The organism is Micromonospora sp. NPDC051227 (assembly GCF_044455385.1).
Lineage (GTDB): Bacteria > Actinomycetota > Actinomycetes > Mycobacteriales > Micromonosporaceae > Micromonospora.
Map to the genome: position 1 here is coordinate 170712 of NZ_JBITET010000008.1, position 17199 is coordinate 187910.

15 protein-coding genes are annotated in these 17199 nt (G+C 71.9%); 5 read left to right on the forward strand and 10 right to left on the reverse strand.

All coding sequences use genetic code 11. The annotated features are described in order from the left end of the window. The first annotated feature begins 70 nt into the window (after positions 1-70). The 3 genes from ACIA47_RS20910 to ACIA47_RS20920 all read left to right on the forward strand — a co-directional run bounded on the left by ACIA47_RS20910 (position 71) and on the right by ACIA47_RS20920 (position 3994). Entirely contained in the window at positions 71-964 is an 894-nt protein-coding gene (locus tag ACIA47_RS20910; RefSeq protein WP_203119139.1) for an ATP-binding cassette domain-containing protein, read from the forward strand. Continuing rightward, positions 961-2022: an ABC transporter permease gene (locus ACIA47_RS20915; protein ID WP_396709966.1), complete on the forward strand. Its 1062-nt coding sequence runs from the start codon at positions 961-963 to the stop codon at positions 2020-2022. Before ACIA47_RS20910 ends, ACIA47_RS20915 begins: the two co-directional genes overlap by 4 nt. A gap of 178 nt (positions 2023-2200) precedes the next feature. Next, positions 2201-3994 (forward strand): carbohydrate binding domain-containing protein, encoded by a 1794-nt coding sequence (locus ACIA47_RS20920; RefSeq protein WP_396709968.1) that lies wholly within the window; start codon positions 2201-2203, stop codon positions 3992-3994. Positions 3995-4065: 71 nt separating this feature from the next. Here the strand turns inward: ACIA47_RS20920 and ACIA47_RS20925 are convergent, their stop codons facing one another. Next, positions 4066-5094, reverse strand: a complete 1029-nt coding sequence (locus ACIA47_RS20925) for a helix-turn-helix domain-containing protein (RefSeq protein WP_396709970.1) — start codon at positions 5092-5094, stop codon at positions 4066-4068. Positions 5095-5347: 253 nt separating this feature from the next. On the opposite strand from ACIA47_RS20925, the gene ACIA47_RS20930 reads away from it, so the two are divergent. Next, positions 5348-6343 carry a helix-turn-helix domain-containing protein gene (locus ACIA47_RS20930; RefSeq protein WP_396709972.1) on the forward strand — a complete coding sequence of 332 codons (996 nt, stop codon included), beginning with the start codon at positions 5348-5350 and terminating at the stop codon, positions 6341-6343. A gap of 12 nt (positions 6344-6355) precedes the next feature. On the opposite strand, the gene ACIA47_RS20935 is transcribed toward ACIA47_RS20930, so the two are convergent. The 8 genes from ACIA47_RS20935 to pgsA all read right to left on the reverse strand — a co-directional run bounded on the left by ACIA47_RS20935 (position 6356) and on the right by pgsA (position 13365). Then, positions 6356-6979 (reverse strand): DUF402 domain-containing protein, encoded by a 624-nt coding sequence (locus tag ACIA47_RS20935; protein ID WP_396709974.1) that lies wholly within the window; start codon positions 6977-6979, stop codon positions 6356-6358. A gap of 133 nt (positions 6980-7112) precedes the next feature. Next, complete coding sequence (locus ACIA47_RS20940) at positions 7113-7865, reverse strand: YebC/PmpR family DNA-binding transcriptional regulator (RefSeq protein ID WP_124771632.1); 753 nt, start codon at positions 7863-7865, stop codon at positions 7113-7115. Positions 7866-8146: 281 nt separating this feature from the next. After that, positions 8147-8752, reverse strand: a complete 606-nt coding sequence (gene pdxT / locus ACIA47_RS20945; protein ID WP_203119150.1) for a pyridoxal 5'-phosphate synthase glutaminase subunit PdxT — start codon at positions 8750-8752, stop codon at positions 8147-8149. 164 nt (positions 8753-8916) lie between these two features. Further along, a complete protein-coding gene (pdxS, locus tag ACIA47_RS20950) occupies positions 8917-9834 on the reverse strand; it encodes a pyridoxal 5'-phosphate synthase lyase subunit PdxS (RefSeq protein ID WP_091401733.1) in 918 nt (305 codons plus the stop codon). A gap of 160 nt (positions 9835-9994) precedes the next feature. Further along, positions 9995-10498, reverse strand: a complete 504-nt coding sequence (locus tag ACIA47_RS20955) for a hypothetical protein (protein ID WP_091401731.1) — start codon at positions 10496-10498, stop codon at positions 9995-9997. Between the two features lie 81 nt (positions 10499-10579). Next, a complete protein-coding gene (locus tag ACIA47_RS20960) occupies positions 10580-11740 on the reverse strand; it encodes a glycosyltransferase family 4 protein (protein ID WP_396709977.1) in 1161 nt (386 codons plus the stop codon). A gap of 16 nt (positions 11741-11756) precedes the next feature. Next, on the reverse strand, positions 11757-12689 hold the full coding sequence (locus ACIA47_RS20965) for a phosphatidylinositol mannoside acyltransferase (RefSeq protein ID WP_396709979.1): 933 nt from the start codon (positions 12687-12689) through the stop codon (positions 11757-11759). Positions 12690-12735: 46 nt separating this feature from the next. Then, positions 12736-13365: a phosphatidylinositol phosphate synthase gene (gene pgsA / locus ACIA47_RS20970; RefSeq protein ID WP_091401726.1), complete on the reverse strand. Its 630-nt coding sequence runs from the start codon at positions 13363-13365 to the stop codon at positions 12736-12738. 250 nt (positions 13366-13615) lie between these two features. Here pgsA and ACIA47_RS20975 point away from each other — a divergent pair, with 250 nt between their 5' ends. Continuing rightward, on the forward strand, positions 13616-15772 hold the full coding sequence (locus ACIA47_RS20975) for an elongation factor G-like protein EF-G2 (RefSeq protein WP_396709981.1): 2157 nt from the start codon (positions 13616-13618) through the stop codon (positions 15770-15772). 352 nt (positions 15773-16124) lie between these two features. Here ACIA47_RS20975 and ACIA47_RS20980 read toward each other — a convergent pair whose 3' ends face one another. Further along, positions 16125-17183 carry an aldo/keto reductase gene (locus ACIA47_RS20980; protein WP_396709983.1) on the reverse strand — a complete coding sequence of 353 codons (1059 nt, stop codon included), beginning with the start codon at positions 17181-17183 and terminating at the stop codon, positions 16125-16127. Positions 17184-17199: the final 16 nt, after the last annotated feature.

Sequence of the window (17199 nt, forward strand, 5' to 3'; positions counted from 1 at the left end):
CGCGAGGTGGACCCGCCCGCTCACCCGCCGGGCGGACGGCGCAGCGGCGTAATCGATCTAGCGTGAGTGCGTGACCAGAACGCTTCGCCTCGACGGCGTCGACCGCAGCTTCGGCGACCGTCAGGTGCTCAGGAACGTGTCCTTCGAGGTGTCCGCCGGCCGGATGACCGGTTTCGTGGGCGCCAACGGCGCCGGCAAGACCACCACCATGCGGATCATCCTGGGTGTGCTCGCCCCCGACGCCGGCGAGGTGAGCTGGGGCGGCACCGCGCTGACCCGGCCGGACCGCCGGCGCTTCGGCTACATGCCGGAGGAGCGGGGCCTCTACCCCAAGATGACCACCCGCGAGCAGGTGGCCTACCTGGGCCGGCTGCACGGGCTGGACGCCGCCGCGGCACGACGTTCCACCGACGCGCTGCTGGACCGGGTCGGGCTCGGCGAGCGCGGCGACGACCTGCTGGAGACGCTGTCGCTGGGCAACCAGCAGCGCGCCCAGATCGCCGCCGCGCTGGTGCACGACCCCGAGGTGCTGGTCCTCGACGAGCCGTTCTCCGGCCTCGACCCGCTGGCAGTGGAGACCGTCGTGGCCGTGCTGCGGGAACGGGCCTCGGCCGGCGCGCCGGTGCTCTTCTCCAGTCACCAGCTCGACGTGGTGGAGCGCCTCTGCGACGACCTGGTGATCATCGGGGACGGGGTGATCCGGGCCGCCGGCAGCCGGCAGCAGCTGCGCGACTCGTACACGGTGCCCCGCTTCGAGCTGGTCGTGGAGCACGACGCCGGCTGGGTACGCGACCACCCCGGGGTGACAGTGGTCGAGTTGGACGGCGAGCGGGTGGTCTTCGACCTGCCGGCCGGCACCGACGAGCAGCCCGTGCTGCGGGCCGCCCTCGCGCGCGGCCCGGTCCGCGCCTTCCGCCCGATCAGCCCCTCGCTCACCGAGATCTTCCGAGAGGTCACCCAGTGAACGTCACCCAGGCCACCCGGCTGGTCGCCGAACGCGAGATCCGGGTCAAGCTGCGCGACCGCACCTTCCTGTTCGGCACGCTCTTCTTCCTGTTGATCGCCGCGGCCGGCACCATCCTGCCGCCGCTGTTCTCCGGCGCTCCGTCCACAGTGGCCGTGACCGAGAGCCTGGCCGCGCCGCTGCGCGCCGCCGGGCTGGAAGTCCGGGTCGTCCCCGATGACCGAGCCGCCGAGCAGGCCGTCCGCGACGACGACGTGGACGCCGCGGTGGTCACCGGACCGGCCGTTCTGGCCATGGACGACGCCCCCGACGACGTGGTGAGGGCCCTGAGTACCCAGCCGACGGTCCGCCTGCTCGATCCGGACGCGGTCGATCCGGTGGTGGCGTTCCTGGTGCCGTTCGTCTTCGCGTTCGTCTTCTTCATCACCTCGCAGACGTTCGGTGTGCAGATCGCGCAGAGCGTCATCGAGGAGAAGCAGACCCGGATCGTGGAGATCCTGGTCGCCGCCGTGCCGGTCCGGGCCCTGCTGGCCGGGAAGGTGGTGGCCGGGGCCATCCTGGCGTTCGCGCAGATCGCCCTGATCGCGGTGGTGGCGGTGCTCGGGCTGCAGATCGGCGACAGCGGAGGTCTGCTCAGCCTGCTCGCTCCGGCGATCGGCTGGTTCGTACCGTTCTTCCTGATCGGTTTCGTGCTGCTCGCCGCCATGTGGGCCGCGGCCGGCGCGCTGGCCAACCGGCAGGAGGACATCGCCGCCGTCTCGACGCCGGTGCAGCTCGCCGTCATGCTGCCGTTCTTCGCGGTGATCTTCCTGAACGACAACGCCACAGCGATGCGGGTGCTGTCCTACCTGCCGTTCTCGTCGCCCACGGCCATGCCGCTGCGGCTTTTCACCGGTGACGCGGCCGGCTGGGAGCCGATCGTCTCACTGGTCCTCCTGGTGCTCGCCGCCGGCGCGTTTCTCCTCGCCGGAGCCCGGGTGTACGAGGGCTCGCTGCTGCGCACCAACGGCCGGACCTCGCTGCGTACCGCCTGGCGGGAGCGGGAGACGATCGGCTGAGCCAACGGTCCACACAGCACGGGCGTCAGTGTCCTGACCGGATGCCGGCGCCCGCTGCCGTGCGGCACCGTTCCGAGCGCCGTTCGGTGGCCGTGAACAGCGCGAACACTCCTACGTTGAGCCGATCCTCACGGCAACGACCTGGTCGTCGCCGGTTTCCGGACCGGAAAGGCTCTCGATGTCTCCACCGATCAACGCACGGCAACTCCGTCGTCTGCTCAGCGTCGTGCTCGCGGTCGCCCTCGCCAGCACCCTCACCGCCCTCGTCCACCCCGCGCCGGCCACCGCCGCACCGGGCGACCTCATCCTCAACGGCACGTTCGACAACGGCAGTACCCAGCCCTGGTGGACCCGACTCGCCTCGACCAGCACCACTGTCAACGCTGGGCAACTGCGCGTCCGCACCAGCGCGACCGTGGGCAAGCCCGTCTGGGAGGACCTGGTCGGTCACTTCGAGTTCGGGGTGACGGCCGCGCAGTCGTACCGGTTGCAGTTCGACGCCGCGGCCGATGTCAGCCGTTCCCTGCGGGTCTCGGTCTCCCGGGCGGACACGCCCTTCACCTCCGCCGTCGACCAGAGCGTCGCGCTGACGTCCTCGATGAGCCGGTTCACCTTCGATTTCGTGTCCCCGTTCGGCGACCCGAAGGCGGTGCTGCTGTTCCACTTCGGGGGCCAGGCCGCTTCGACGGTCCGGTTGGACAACATCTCGCTCACCCCGCTGGCCGTGAACCCGGCCACCGACCCGATCCTGTACTGGAACGGTGTCCTGCTGTCCACCTACAAGGCGCTGGACCTGCCACCCACCTCCTCGTCCCGCGAGGCCGCCATCCTGCACGCGGCGATGCACGACGCCGCCGTCTCGGTCACCGGGGTCGGCAACCCCTACCGGGTGCGAGTGCCGGTCAGCTACCCGGGGACCATGGACAACGTCGTGGCGCCGTCAGTGCACGCGGCCATCGACAAGGCGGCGTACGACGTGCTGACCGCGCTGTACACCCGGCACGGTCGTTCCTTCACCGTTGCCCTCGGCGACGCTGTCAAGCGCCGGCCGTCCGGCGTCAACGACGCCGAGGTGGCGCGGGGCGAGACAGTCGGCGCGGCGGCCGCCGCCGCCAACCTCCAGGTTCGCGCCAACGACGGCTCCGACAACAACGCGCCCTATCCCGTGCAGGAGAACGTGCCCGGCGCGTGGCGGCCGACCAACGGCAAGGCGGCGGTCAGCCCGAACTGGGGCTCGGTCACCCCGTTCGCGCTCACCTCGGGCCAGCAGTTCCGGCCCGGCCTACCGGCCGGCGCCACCGGGTACGCCGACCTGCTCAGCAAGCAGGAGTACCGCACCCAGGTGCAGGAGATCCGCGACTACGGCGGTCGGACGTCGTCGCTGCGGACCCCCGAGCAGACGCAGATCGCGTTCTTCTGGGCCAACGACCTGGGAGGCACGTACAAGCCACCGGGTCAGCTCTTCTCGCACACCCGGATCGTGTCGGAGCAGCGTCAGCTCGGCATCCTGGCCAACGCCCGGCTCTTCGGGCTGGTCGCCCTCGCCCTCGCCGACGCCGCCATCGCCGCCTGGGACGCCAAGTACCAGACGCCTGTCGACCTGTGGCGGCCGGTGAGCGCCATCGAGGCGACGGAGGGCCCCGGTTGGCAGCCGCTGTCGCAGACCCGCGAGGGGGTGCCGTACACGCCGGCCTTCCCGGCCTACATCTCCGGGCACGCCACCTTCGCGGGGGCCTGGTCCGCGGTGATGAAGAGGTTCTTCGGCACCGATGCGATCGCCTTCGACGCCACCACTGACGATCCGCACGCCGTGGACGTGGTCCGGCACATGACCGGCTTCGACCACGCCGCCGAGGAGAACGCGCTGAGCCGGATCTACCTCGGCGTGCACTATCGGTTCGACGCGGACGCCGGGCTCGCCACCGGCCGTTCCGTGGGCGCGTACGTCTTCGCCAACCGCCTGCGACAGTGAATCGTCAGTCGGGATAACGGGGGGCTCCCCGTCCGGTTCGTGTACCGGGCGGGGAGCGTCACGCGTGACCGCTACGCCGCGCAGTTCCAGTGGCTGAAGTCGCCGGTACGAGACCAGACCTCCCGTGCCGTCCTGATGTTCCACGCCGCGTCCAGCGCCGTCTGGCGGTCGACGCCGAACCGGGACACATCCATGTCACTGAACTGGAACAACCCCCAGCGCCGCGTGCCGTCCTCGCCGACCTCCACCCGGTACGGGTCCAAGCCGGACAGGCAGCGCGCCACCTGCACCGCCCCGGCGGGGTCCTCCGGGAACGTCCGCCGCAGATGTTTGCCGATCCGGTCCTCCGACCAACTGGCGGGCACCTTGCGATCGCCCGCCAACTCGTCGAACAACCGCTCGTCCGCGGTGCCACTGACCGGCAGAGCGCCAAACGCCTGGACCACCATCACCCGGCTGGTGGTGTCCGGGCCGAACCAGCCGTCGACCGGCACTGTGAGTCCGTCGGCCACCAGGTGCTCCTGGAGGCTCAGCACGCAGGGGCCGTACATGCCCTGGCGCAGCACCTCCGGGCACCCAGCGGTCGGCGAGCCGTCCACTGTGGGAGGGGCGAGGGGTCGCAGCGCCCCGGCCGCCCCGACCGTCAGGACGCCGAGCACCGCCAGCAGCGCCAGCCGAAGCCAGCGACGGGCCGGCCAGGGCGCCTCGGGTAGCTGTGGAACCGAGCCGACGCTCGGGCGGATGTTCGCCCCGACGGCCGTGGACGGGCCGGCAGGGGTCCGTGCCGCGTCACTGTCCCCTCGACCCTGCTCGCCGAGGCGAGCCTCGAGGTCCCGCCGTGTCTCCAGCCACCTCTCGACCTCGGCTGCCGGGGTGCCGCAGGCGGTCAGCAGCGCGACGACGGTGCGTTCCCGGGGCAGCGTCGTCCGCCCCAGCATCGTCGCGAGGGTGCTCGGTGGCAGCCAGTGCCCGGTCGCCGAGGCTCGTCGGGCGAGCTCCCGATAGGTCAGACCGGAACGCCGCCGCACCTCCCTGAGCAACGCCACGTACTCCCCCGCCGTGGCCGCCTGCGGCACCGGATCCCGGACAGTGTCATCCATCGAATCTCCCCGTGTCGTTGGTGTGGTCGGGCCCGAACCCGTGCCGGCGCGAGCCCGTCGGCCGTACGCCGGTCAGCGGCGCGGCCATCGAGAAAAGACGCTAGGTAACCCGGTCGGCCAGGACAATGCCCTGGTCGCCGCGCTGGGCTGTCCGGGCAGCTCAGGGCAGCATGTCCGGATCCTGTCCGACCATCTCGGACAGTTGCCGGGACCCGATTTGCCCTCGCGTCCGCGGGGTCTGGAGAATCGGGAAATGACCACGGGGGAGCTACGCCCGGACGACGCGTCCGACCCGGCCGAGTTCGTCGAGATGCTGCGCCAGCTCAAAGACCGGTCAGGGCTCACCTACCGGCAACTGGAGCAGCGTGCCGCGTCGACGGGTGACGTGCTGGCCCGCAGCACCGCGGCGGACATTCTGCGCCGGTCCACACTGCCGCGCCCCGAGGTGGTGGCCGCGTTCGTGCGGGCGTGCGGCGCGGAAGATCAGGTCGAGACGTGGCTACGGGCCCGGCACCGCCTCGCGGCAGGTCAGTTGGCCCCGCCGTCGCCGGCAGCGGACCCACCGCCGGTCGACGCGGTCCCGACCGTGGCCCCGGAGCACTCCGGCCCGGCTCGCCCACGATGGTTCGCACGGCCCGCGCCGCTGGCGCTGCTCGTCGTCGCCGCCCTGCTGGCCACGCTCGGCGTGGGCTTCTGGGTCGAGCGCCGCGACGATGAGCAGAGGAAGGCCGCGCAAACCACCGATCCGACCGCATCGGCGGGTGCCGGTGCCCATTCGCCGAGCGCAGGGCCCAGCCAGATCCGCCCCGTCCGCAGCCCGCACCTCTGCCTCACCGAGGGTCGCGATCGCACCGGCCAGTACACCAAGGAGATAGCCGTCCAGCGGCCCTGCACGGAGGCCACCCCACCGGACACCTCGCTGGAACCGGTGGCCGACGGAATGTTCTTCATCCACTGGGTCCACCCGGTGCTCGGGAAGGGCTGCCTCACCGTCCGCGACGAGGATCCCGGCCGGGACCTGCTCGAACCCTGGAACGAGGAGGATTGCAGCGCGAGCAGGTCGAAGCAGGTGTTCCACTTCGAACCGGCCGGGGCGACGCCCGGCGCGTACCGCATCCGGCCCGACCGGAGCGAGCTGTGCGTCGGCCTGCGCGACGACGACAGCGACGTGTCCGACGCGGCGCTGGTCGAGCCGTGCACCGGCGGCCCGGATCAGGTGTTCCTGGTCAACAAGCTGCCCGGCAACTGACGTCGGCGCCGCTCAGGGCGCGGGTGGCACCTGATCCCAACCGGCGGGCAGCGGCGGCGCAGTCCAGGCGGGGTCGGGCTGCCAGGTGGCCCACGACGGGTCCCACCAGCGCTCACCGCCGTCGAGCAGAGCGGCGATCCGGTCACCCTCAGCCTGGATGGCGTCTCCCATGCCCGGGTAGCGCCCCTCGACGAGGCGCTGGGCGAACATCTCCACGTCCTTCCAGACGTACCGGTCGGCGTCCGCGGCCCACCACAGGTCCAGCTCGTGGTCAAGGGTGTCCACCCCGATCGGGGTACGCCGCACCGGGTCCTGGAGGTTGAAGTACCAGCCGGCGAAGTCGCGCCCCGGCCCGGTCCAGAACACGTCGATCGAGTGCGCCTCACCGGCGCGTTGCAGCATCAGCTTGCCGTGCCCGGACCAGGAGCGGTGCCCGGCGGCCTCCCACGGGTGCCGACCGCAGGGGAAGACGCCCGTGTCCGGGAAGCCGAACTCGGCCCCCGGTGGGAGGTAGAGGGCGAGCAGGTCGGGCGAATCCTCGACGCAGATCGTCGGGCAGCCGAACCAGACCTCACCCCGCAGCACCTCACGCCGCACCACGGTGTCGCCGGGCGCGAACGGCTCCGTCACCACCATGGCACCTCCTCGTTCGCCGCCGGCAATCCCCACCGCGATCTTGCACTTCCTGTTGACGATATGCCCTGCGTGACCCCGTCTGTCGGGTCAAAGGTGCAAGATCGCGGCGGGGTGAAGCGGGAGCGGGGCGGGGTCAGGCGTCGACCGCCGCCATCACGTCGTCGCTGACATCGAAGTTGGCGTAGACGTTCTGGACGTCGTCGCAGTCCTCCAGGACGTCGATCAGCTTGAAGATCTTGCGCGCGCCCTCTTCGTCCAGCGGCACGTTGACGCTGGGGATCAGGGAGGACTCGGCCGACTCGTACTCGATGCCGGCGTCCTGCAACGCCGTGCGCACCGGGATCAGGTCGGTCGGCTCGGAGACCACCTCGTACGCCTCGCCGATGTCGTTGACCTCTTCGGCGCCGGCGTCGAGGACTGCCAGCATCACGTCGTCCTCGCTGGTGCCCTCCTTGGGGACGATCACCACGCCCTTGCGGGAGAACATGTACGACACCGAGCCGGCGTCGGCGAGCGAGCCGCCGTTGCGGGTCAGCGCGGTCCGTACCTCGGTCGCCGCGCGGTTGCGGTTGTCGGTGAGGCACTCGATGAGCATGGCCACGCCGCTCGGGCCGTACCCCTCATACATGATCGTCTGCCAGTCGGCGCCGCCGGCCTCCAGACCGGAGCCACGCTTGACGGCGCGATCGATGTTGTCGTTCGGCACCGAGCTCTTCTTCGCCTTCTGGATGGCGTCGAAGAGCGTCGGGTTACCGGAGGGGTCACCGCCGCCGGTCCGCGCGGCCACCTCGACGTTCTTGATCAGCTTGGCGAACATCTTGCCGCGCTTGGCGTCGATGACGGCCTTCTTGTGCTTGGTCGTCGCCCACTTTGAGTGGCCGGACATCTTCTACCTCCGTTGCTACCCGCCGTCTGCATCGACCGCACCGCTCACGCCCCGCTCCCGCCGGCGCACGCGGAGGTGCCGGTCAGCTCTGGTGGAAGCCGTGGCGGGCAGATGGCCCTGCCGAATCTCCGCAATCCTACCGACGTCCCCCGGGTCCCTGTCATGCACCGCGCACGGCAAGACCGCCCGGCCCCGACGGACCAGGGCAGACGGGACAAAAACCCGGTCGGGCCGCGACCGCGGCGAGCATCATGGACAGCTCGGCGCGGTCACCCGCCGGTTCAGGAAGCAGCGCGGACCAGGTCCACGAAGTACGCGTGCACCCGCAGGTCACCGGTGAGCTCCGGGTGGAACGAGGTGGCCACCAGGTTGCCCTGTCGGACCGCCACGATCCGGTCGGCAGCCGGGCCGTCGGACACCACCCCGATGACCTCGACGCCGGCACCGACCCGCTCGACCCACGGCGCGCGGATGAACACCGCGTGGAACGGCTCGCCCGGCACCCCGACGACGGTCACCGGCGCCTCGAACGAGTCGACCTGCCGGCCGAACGCGTTGCGCCGGACGGTCATGTCGATGCCGGCGAAACCCCGCTGATCGGGTCGACCGTCGAGCACCTCCGTCGCCAACATGATCATGCCGGCGCAGGAGCCGTAGACCGGCATGCCGTCGGCGATCCGCTTGTCGATCGGCTCGCGCATCTCGAAGATGTCGGCGAGCTTGCTCATGGTGGTGGACTCGCCGCCGGGGATGACCAGCCCGCCGACCGCGTCCAGCTCCGCCGGACGGCGGACCGGGCGGGCGTCCGCGCCCGCCGCGGCCAGCGCCGCCACGTGCTCGCGGACGTCGCCCTGGAGCGCGAGCACACCGATCACGGGTGCCGTCATGGTCGCACCATTCCTCTCCGCGTCACGCCGCCCGGAAAGAGCGCTCACCAACCCTTCCTTCCCTCGCGACTGCGGGGCTCGCAAGAGCGGCTCACTCCTCGCGCTCACCAACCCTTCCTTCCCTCGCGACTGCGGGGCTCGCAAGAGCGGCTCACTCCTCGCGCTCACCAACCGCGCTCGGCCAGCCGGTGCGGCTGCGGGATCTCGTCGACGTTGATGCCGACCATCGCCTCGCCGAGACCCCGGGAGACCTTGGCCAGCACGTCCGGGTCGTCGTGGAAGGTGGTCGCCTTGACGATCGCGGCGGCCCGCTGAGCCGGGTTGCCCGCCTTGAAGATGCCGGAGCCGACGAAGACGCCCTCCGCGCCGAGCTGCATCATCATCGCCGCGTCGGCCGGCGTGGCGATCCCGCCCGCGGTAAACAGCACCACCGGCAGCTTGCCGCTCTCGGCGACCTCCTTGACCAGCTCGTACGGGGCCTGCAGCTCCTTGGCCGCGACGTACAGCTCATCGGTCGGCAGCGAGGCCAGCCGGCGGATCTCCTGGCGGATCTTCCGCATGTGGGTGGTGGCGTTGGAGACGTCACCGGTGCCCGCCTCGCCCTTGGAGCGGATCATCGCCGCGCCCTCGGTGATCCGGCGCAGCGCCTCGCCCAGGTTGGTCGCGCCACAGACGAAGGGCACTGTGAACGCCCACTTGTCGATGTGGTTCGCGTAGTCGGCCGGGGTCAGCACCTCGGACTCGTCGACGTAGTCCACGCCGAGCGACTGGAGGATCTGCGCCTCCACGAAGTGGCCGATGCGGGCCTTGGCCATCACCGGGATGGAAACCGCCTCGATGATTCCGTCGATCATGTCGGGGTCGCTCATCCGGGACACCCCACCCTGCGCGCGGATGTCGGCGGGCACCCGCTCCAGGGCCATCACGGCGACGGCGCCGGCGTCCTCGGCGATCTTGGCCTGCTCGGCGTTGACGACATCCATGATCACGCCGCCCTTGAGCATCTCGGCCATGCCACGCTTCACGCGGGCGGTGCCGACGACGGGGGCGGTACCGGTGTTCGAGGCGGTGTTTTCGGGCACGGGTCATCGCTCCTTGGACATGCTCTGGGGGTGGCAGCGAAAATGCTACGCGCGGTTCAACGCCGCACCGACAGCCAATCAGACCCCCGGTGGCCTGCACTGTGGCAGTGGTCACCGGCTCGCCCGTACCCGTCCGGGAGCAGGCGGCGACAGTCGGAGGTCAGGCGGCTGGGACGTCCGCCGGCACGACGAGAGTCGGGTCGTCGATGTCGAAGTAGCGCGGCCACTCCCGGCCCCGCCCCATCCGCAACAGGCGCACCAGCGGCCGGCTGCGCGCCGAGCGGGCGTCCCGGACCAGGTCGGTGTGCACCTGCCGGGACAACGCGAGCCGACGACTCGCGGCGATGACCGCCACGCAGTCCGGGTCGCCCGGGTCCAACTGGACGCCGCGCAACTGCCGGGTCAGGTCGTTCTCCGCCGCCTCCCGCTCGTCCGGGCTGGCGTCCAGGGCGATCCGGGCCGCCGCGTACAGCTCGACGCCGAAACGCCGCTCAGCCAGGACCGCAGCTGCCGCCGCGCGGCGCAGCAGGTGGGCGTCGAGGGCCCGGGCCGCCAGCTCCGCGCGGCCCTGTAGCCGCTCCACCCGGCCGGCGGTCCAGATGAGGTACGCCGCGACCAGCCCCACGACCACGCTCGCGGCCACCACCCACCACATGTGCGGCATCGTAGTGCTGCTCCGTTTCGTCCGATTGGGCGCGGGCGGACCGGTCCCTCCGGTCACCTCCGCACCATCCGTCACACCGGCTCAGCCCAGCCCCACCCATTCCTGGTCGATGACCCGCCCGTCGGTTGCCTCGATCGCCGCTGCGTATACCTCCAGGACGCGCCGAGCAACCACGGGCCAGTCGAAATTCGCGACCACCTGATCGCCGCAGGCACTCAGCGTGGCCCGCCCGACCGGGTCGTCCAGCAGCTCACTGAGCACATCACGCAACCCCTCCGGGTCACCCGTGGGGAAGAGCCGACCGGCCCGCCCACCGTCGAGCACCCGCCGGAACGCGTCCAGGTCACTGGCGATGACCGTCGTACCCGCCGCCAGGGCCTCGGTGAGGATCATGCCGAACGACTCGCCGCCGGTGTTCGGTGCGACGTAGAGGTGCACACTGCGCAGCATGCGCGCCTTGTCCGCTTCGCTGACCAGGCCGAGGAACGTGATCCGCTCGTGCAGTTCGGCGGGGAACTGGTCGTACAGGTCGTCGGGGTCACCCGGGCCGGCGACGAGCAACCGCAGACCCGGCCGGGTGGCGGCCAGCGTCACGAACGCGTCGCGCAGCACCGGGAAGCCCTTGCGTGTTTCGGTGAACCGGCCCAGGAAGCCGAGCGTCCCACCGGTGCCAGCCGCGCACTCCCCCGGCCAACCCGGCAACGGCTCGGCGTCGGCGAACTTGGCCACCGCCACCCCGTTGGGGATCTCCACCGCACCGCCGTCCATGTGCTCGACCTGCACCTTACGGGCCAGCGCGCTCACCGCGATCCGGGCCGTGATCCGCTCCAACACGATCTGGAGCACACCCTGCGCGGCGGCGAGGACCCGGGAACGGGTCATCGCGGTGTGGAACGTGGCCACCACCGGGCCACGGGCGGAGAGCACGGCCAGCAGCGACAGGCTCAACGTGAGCGGCTCGTGCACGTGCAGCACGTCGAAGTCGCCGTTGGTGATCCACCGCCGCACCCGGGCGGTCGACACCGGGCCGAACGCGATCCGGGCCACCGAACCGTTGTACGGAAGCGGAACGGCCCGCCCCGCGGACACCACGTACTCCGGCAGCGGCGAATCCTCGTCGGCCGGCGCGAGCACGCTGACCTCGTGGCCCAGCGCGATCAGCGCCTCGGCGAGGTCCATGACGTGGTTCTGCACCCCACCGGGCACGTCGAAGGAGTACGGGCACACGATGCCGATCCGCATCCGTCAGCCCACCTCCTCAGGCCGGGCCGGAGGCCGACGAGGGCAGCGCCGCGCCCTCCCCCGACCTCGCCTGGTCCAGCCACATCCGCTGCAACATGTGCCAGTCTTCCGGATGCCGGGCGATACCCGCCGCCAGACCGTCGGCGATCAGCTGGGTCAGCGACCGGACCCGCTGGTCCAGCGGCCCCGCCTCGGGGCCCGGCACCGGCAACGGACCAGCCAGCGACGCGCAGGCGGCATCCGGTTCGTACCAGAGCGAGGCCACGTAGAGCGGCGCGCCGGTGTGCAGCGCGAGCAACGCCGGCCCGGCGGGCATCCGGGTCTTGCCGCCGAAGAAGTCCACCTCCACCCCTCGGGCGGAGAGGTCCCGGTCGGCCAGCAACGGCACCACCGCACCGGCCCGCAGCCGGTCCAGCAGCACGTCGAACGCCGGACGCGGCCCCCCGTGGGTCGGCAGGATCTCCATCCCCAGACTCGCCCGGAAGGCCATGAAACGCTCGTACACGCCCTCCGGCTTGAGCCGCTCCATGACAGTGGTGATCGGCCAACCGGTGGCCGCCACCCAGGCGCCCGCGGCATCCCAGTTACCGGCGTGCGGCAGGGCCACCACCGCGCCCCGACCGGCGGCCACGTCGGCGGCGAGCAGCTCGGCGCCGTCGAGCCGGAAACCGGACAGGATCTGCGACCGGCTCAGGGCGGGCAGGCGGAACGCCTCCATCCAGTACCGGGCGTACGAGCGCAACCCGCGCTTGACGAGATCGTCCAACTCGGCGTCGGGCAGCTCCGGGCCGACCACCCGGCGCAGGTTCGCGCGCAGTCGGGCCGTACCCCCGCCGCCGGCGCGGTGGGCGCGGTCCGCGCCCGCCTGGAACGCCGCCGCCACCAACGGCCGGGGTAGCGCGCGGACCACCCGCCAACCGGCGAGGTAGCCCAGCTCGGTGAGGTTCACGCGACTCGGCCGCCGGTCGTCCGACGGCGGGTCGCCGGCACGCGCCTCACGCCTGGCCGTCCGGCTGGAGCTGCTGGGCCTGACGGTAGACGTGCGTCATCCGCTGCCCCACCGTGAAGATCGACACGGCGGCGAGCAGCCAGAGCGCGATCTCCAGGGCCGGATCGACACCGACACCGGTGAGGATGCCGCCGACCCCGACGATCAGCAGCCGCTCGGTGCGTTCGGCGATGCCCACGTTGCAGGTCATGCCGAGCCCTTCGGCGCGGGCCTTGACGTAGGAGACGAGGCCTCCGACGGCCAGGCAGACCAACGCGGCGGCCACCCCGGAGTGGTCGCCCTGCGTGGCCAACCAGTACGCGACAGCGCCGAAGACGGCGCTGTCGGCGACCCGGTCCATGCTTGAGTCGAGGAAGGCGCCGAACTTGGTGGAGCCGCCGCTCATCCGGGCCATCGTCCCGTCGAGCAGGTCGGTGAGCGCGAACAGGGTGACGATCAACGCGCCGGCGACCAGGTGGCCGCGGGCACCGAAGCCGAGCGCGCCGACGAGCACACCAACGGTGCCCGCGACGGTGACGGCATTGGGGGTGACGCCCGCGCGCAGCAGGGCGCGGGCAATCGGCTCTACGACGCGGGTCATCCCCGCGCGGGCCGACACTTGGAAGATCTTCGCCATGGCGGTCCCCACGATAACGGTCCGCCCAGCTCCGGCGATACGGACGGTACCGCCGACCCGCCCGGGGGAGGCTTGTGCCTACCCGGCAACGGGTGTGAGATCGAGCCGGGAGGTGAGCCAGCTCACCCGTCCGCCCGTCCCGTTCCCGCTGTGCAGCAGACCACCGGAGGATATCGCCGCGCACTCGCCCCGGGCCGCTTCCACCTCGCGCGGCGGTCGCCACCACCACCGGCTGAGGGAGGTGCGCCCCATGGCGCAGAAGAGTCACGAGAAGGGTTCCACCGGCGGCACGCCGGTGGTGACCGAGCCCGAGCGGGTCCGCAACGTGGTGCTCGTCGGGCACTCCGGGGCGGGCAAGACCACACTGGTCGAGGCCCTGCTCGCGGCGACCGGCACGATCGGCCGCGCCGGCACCGTGGTCGACGGCACCACTGTCGGCGACCACGATCCCGCCGCCGTACGCCAGCAGCGCTCGGTCAGCCTGTCCTGCGCGCCGCTGCTGCACAACGGCATCAAGGTCAACCTGCTGGACACCCCCGGGTACGCCGACTTCGTCGGTGAGCTGCGCGCCGGGCTGCGGGCCGCCGACGCCGCGCTCTTCGTGGTCTCCGCCGCGGGCGGCATGGACGCGGCCACCGTCGCGCTCTGGGAGGAGTGCGCCGCCGTCGACATGCCCCGCGCGGTCGCGGTGGCCCGACTGGACCAGCCTCGCGCCGACGTCGACGAGACGGTGGCGCTCTGCCAGCGCCTCTTCGGTGACAACGTGATGCCGCTCTACCTGCCGATGCTCGGCGACGACGGGGTCTCCACCGAGGGGCTGCTCGGCCTGATCACCCGTCGGGTCTTCGACTACAGTGCCGGGCTGCCCGCCGACGTCCGCGACCCGGACCCGGAGCACCAGCGGGCCATCGACGAGTCCCGCGACGAGCTGATCGAGGGGATCATCGCCGAGAGCGAGGACGAGACCCTCATGGACCGCTACCTCGACGGCGAGGAGATCAGCGACGAGGTGCTCATCGACGACCTGGAGAAGGCCGTCGCCCGGGGCCACTTCTACCCGGTGGTGCCGGTCTGCGCCCAGACCGGTGTCGGGCTGGACGTGCTGCTGGAGGTGCTGACCGCCGCGTTCCCGTCGCCGCTGGAGCACGAGCTGCCGGCAGTGACCGGCGTGGACGGCTCGCCGCGTCCGCCTCTGAGCTGCGACCCGGCCGGGCCGCTGGTCGCCGAGGTCGTCAAGACCACCATCGACCGCCACGTCGGTCGGGTCTCGCTGGTCCGGGTCTTCTCCGGCACGCTGCGCCCCGACCAGACCGTGCACGTCTCCGGGCACGGCATGGCCGAACGAGGGCACCCCGACCACGACGCCGACGAGCGGGTCGGGCACATCTACACCCCGCTGGGCGCCACAGTGCGGGAGGTGTCGCTCTGCGTCGCCGGTGACATCTGCGCGATCACCAAGTCGGGCAGCGCCGAGACCGGCGACACCATCTCGACCGCTGACGACCCGCTGCTGATCGCCCCCTGGGAGATGCCGGAGCCGCTGCTGCCGGTGGCTATCGTCGCCCGGAGCCGCGCCGACGAGGACGCCCTGGCCCGCAATCTCGCCCGCCTGGTCGCCGCTGACCCCACCCTGCGGCTGGAGCGCAACCCGGAGACCCACCAGCTGGTGCTCTGGTGCATGGGCGAGGCGCACGCGGACGTGGTGCTCGACCGGCTGCGTGCCGGCGGCGTCGAGCTGGACACCGAGCCGGTCAAGGTGTCGCTGCGCGAGACCCTGACCGTGCCCGCGAAGGGGCACGGTCGCCACGTCAAGCAGTCCGGCGGCCACGGCCAGTACGCGGTCTGCGACATCGACGTCGAGCCGCTGCCCCGTGGCAGCGGCTTCGAGTTCGTCGACCGGGTGGTCGGCGGCGCGGTGCCGCACAACTACATCCCGTCGGTGGAGAAGGGCGTCCGCGCCCAACTGGAGCGCGGGCTGGTCGCCGGGCACCCGGTCGTGGACCTGCGGGTGACCCTGGTCGACGGCAAGTCGCACAGCGTCGACTCCTCCGACGCGGCCTTCCAGACAGCCGGCGCGCTGGCGCTGCGCGACGCCGCAGAGCGTGGCCAGCCGGCCCTGCTGGAGCCGATCGACGAGGTCACCATCCGGGTGCCCGACGGCTCGGTGGGCACGGTGCTGGGCGACCTGTCCGGCCGGCGCGGCCGGGTGCTCGGCACCGAACCGGACCCGGACACCGAGGGCCGCACCCTCGTCCGCGCCGAAGTGCCGGCCACCGAGCTGCTTCGGTACGCCGTCGAGCTGCGCTCCATGACGGCCGGCACCGGCACCTTCCGCCGTCACTTCGTCCGCCACGACCCCATGCCCGCCCACCTGGCCGACCAGACCCGCAAGGAACAACTCCCCTAACCCCCGCCCCGCCCAGCCCCAGCCCCAGCCCCAGCCCCAGCCCCAGCCCCAGCCCCAGCGATCTTGCACTTTCTGTTGCCCTCATGTCGCTATTGCGGCATGAATCCCCGCAGGAAGTGCAAGATCGCCGAGGGCTGGGGTGGCTTCGCTTGTCGATCATGGAGTTGTGGTGGGCAGAACATTGGTCTATGCCCGATTCGCGGGGCACCACAACTCCATGATCGACCCGGGCAGGCTCGGGGCGGGGCGGGGCGGGCGGGGGCGGGGCGGGGCAGGCGGGGGCGGGGCGGGGCGGGTGGGCGGGGGCGGGGGCGGGCAGGGGCGGGCGGGATCGGGGTGGGGACGGGGCGGGTTACGGGTGGACTGTGGGGTGGGTGGGGCGGGGCCAGTGGGGGCGGTCGGCGTCGCGGAGGGCCGCGGTGCGGACGGCGGCAAGCTGACGCTCCACCTCGACGAACTGGTCGGCCGGCAGCGGGCCCCGGTGCAGCGCGGCGGCGTTCTCCTCGACCTGGGCGACCGTACGGCAGCCCGGGATCGGGATGGTGCGGCCGCTACGCGCCCAGATCCAGCCCAACGCGCCCTGGGCGAGGGTGCGCCCGTCGGCGGTGAGCGCGGCACGGACCGCACCGACCCGGCGCAGCCACTCCGGTGCCGGCCGGCCGCCCCGGAACCACTCCAACCAGCCCGGGGCCAGCCCGCGTACGTCGTCGCGGGGCAGTGTCGACCCGGCCGAGTACTTGCCGGTGAGCAGCCCCATCCCGAGTGGACCTCGGTTGACGCTGGCCAGGTCGTACTTGTCGCAGACGGCGAGCAGCTCGGGGGCGTCACGCAGCACCGACAGGGCGTGTTGCACGGCGGTGGCACCGGCGGCGGCCTGACCGAACGCGGCCGCCCGGTCGGTGCGGTCGGTGCTCCACCCGTACGCACGGATCAGGCCCTCGGCCACCAGGTCCTCACAGGTCCCGATCAGCGCCTGCGCCCTCGGCACCGACAGGTCGGCAAGGTGCAGCTGATAGAGATCGATCCGATCGGTGTCCAGCCGGCGCAGTGAGGCGGTCACTGCACTGCGCAGGTACCCGGGCGACGCGTCCTCGCCGGTGGCCTGCCGGCCGGCCTCGTCGAAGGTGTAACCCCACTTGGTGGCGATCACGGCGTCGTCGCGGCGACCGGCGAGCGCACGACCGAGCACCCGCTCACCGTGCCCGGCCCCGTACGTGTCGGCGGTGTCGAAGAGGGTGATGCCGAGGTCGAGGGCCCGGCGTACCGCCCGCACCGACTCGTCGTCGTCGACCGCGCCCCAGCCCAGCGGCTGGGTGCCCTCCGCCCAGGGCCCGCCGATCGCCCAGCACCCCATGCCGAGGGCGCTGACCTCGATGCCGCTACGCCCCAACACCCGTGTCGTGACTGCCATCGGCCGATCGTGCCAC

Coding starts and splice junctions, on each gene's coding strand:
- ACIA47_RS20920 (WP_396709968.1), top strand. CDS start 2,201: ATGTCTCCACCGATCAACGCACGGCAACTCCGTCGTCTGCTCAGCGTC.
- ACIA47_RS20925 (WP_396709970.1), bottom strand. CDS start 5,094: ATGGATGACACTGTCCGGGATCCGGTGCCGCAGGCGGCCACGGCGGGG.
- ACIA47_RS20930 (WP_396709972.1), top strand. CDS start 5,348: ATGACCACGGGGGAGCTACGCCCGGACGACGCGTCCGACCCGGCCGAG.
- ACIA47_RS20935 (WP_396709974.1), bottom strand. CDS start 6,979: ATGGTGGTGACGGAGCCGTTCGCGCCCGGCGACACCGTGGTGCGGCGT.
- ACIA47_RS20940 (WP_124771632.1), bottom strand. CDS start 7,865: ATGTCCGGCCACTCAAAGTGGGCGACGACCAAGCACAAGAAGGCCGTC.
- pdxT (WP_203119150.1), bottom strand. CDS start 8,752: ATGACGGCACCCGTGATCGGTGTGCTCGCGCTCCAGGGCGACGTCCGC.
- ACIA47_RS20955 (WP_091401731.1), bottom strand. CDS start 10,498: ATGCCGCACATGTGGTGGGTGGTGGCCGCGAGCGTGGTCGTGGGGCTG.
- ACIA47_RS20960 (WP_396709977.1), bottom strand. CDS start 11,740: ATGCGGATCGGCATCGTGTGCCCGTACTCCTTCGACGTGCCCGGTGGG.
- pgsA (WP_091401726.1), bottom strand. CDS start 13,365: ATGGCGAAGATCTTCCAAGTGTCGGCCCGCGCGGGGATGACCCGCGTC.
- ACIA47_RS20975 (WP_396709981.1), top strand. CDS start 13,616: ATGGCGCAGAAGAGTCACGAGAAGGGTTCCACCGGCGGCACGCCGGTG.
- ACIA47_RS20980 (WP_396709983.1), bottom strand. CDS start 17,183: ATGGCAGTCACGACACGGGTGTTGGGGCGTAGCGGCATCGAGGTCAGC.